This window comes from Bacteroides sp. NSJ-39 (assembly GCF_014287315.1).
GTDB classification, from domain to species: domain Bacteria; phylum Bacteroidota; class Bacteroidia; order Bacteroidales; family Bacteroidaceae; genus Bacteroides; species Bacteroides finegoldii.
On the sequence record NZ_JACOOB010000072.1, the window covers coordinates 1 to 814 of the forward strand.

Annotated in this window: 1 protein-coding gene; it reads left to right on the forward strand. The window is 36.5% G+C overall.

Translation table 11 applies throughout. The features are described 5' to 3' along the window. Positions 1-47 precede the first annotated feature (47 nt). On the forward strand, positions 48-814 hold a 767-nt coding region (locus H8S63_RS19770; protein ID WP_186927716.1), incomplete at its 3' end, for an ISAs1 family transposase.

The window sequence follows — 814 nt, forward strand, 5'->3', positions numbered from 1 at the left end:
CGATTGTTTTTCTTATCTTTATAAGATATATTAAAACATAAACTAACATGAAAATTGGCATAATTGACCTTTGTAAACAAATAGAAGATCCTAGGATGAACCGTAAAAAAGTACATAAAATGGAAACCATTATCTATATATCCATTGCTGCTGTAATCTGTGGCGCCCAATCCTGGAATGAGATTGAGGAATTTGGCAATGCGAAAATTACTTTTTTCAAAAGTCGCATACCTGACCTGGAGTCCATCCCCAGTCATGATACTTTTAATAGATTCTTCAGTATAATAAAGCCTGAGTATTTTGAGTTGATCTTTCGTAATTGGGTAAAACAAGTCTGCCAGGAGGTGAAAGGCGTTGTAGCTATAGATGGCAAGCTCATGCGTGGTCCAAGCCAATGTGATGGAGAACATACTACGGGAAAAGAAGGATTCAAATTATGGATGGTTTCCGCCTGGTCTGCCGCTAATGGAATTTCTTTAGGTCAGGTAAAAGTAGATGATAAAAGCAATGAGATTACAGCTATTCCATTGTTAATTAACTCTTTGGAACTAAGTGGCTGTATTGTTACAATTGACGCGATGGGGTGCCAGAAAGATATAACCCAGACCATTATTGAGCATGATGCAAATTATATTATAGCTATAAAGGAGAATAAGAAAAAAAATTATCAACTGGCTAAACAAATCATTGACGATTATCAGGATAAAGATGAAATAATCAATAGAGTCACCAGGCATGTGTCGGAAAACACCGGACATGGAAGGATTGAGACAAGAACATGCACTGTAGTCAGTTATGGATCTATTATGGAGAA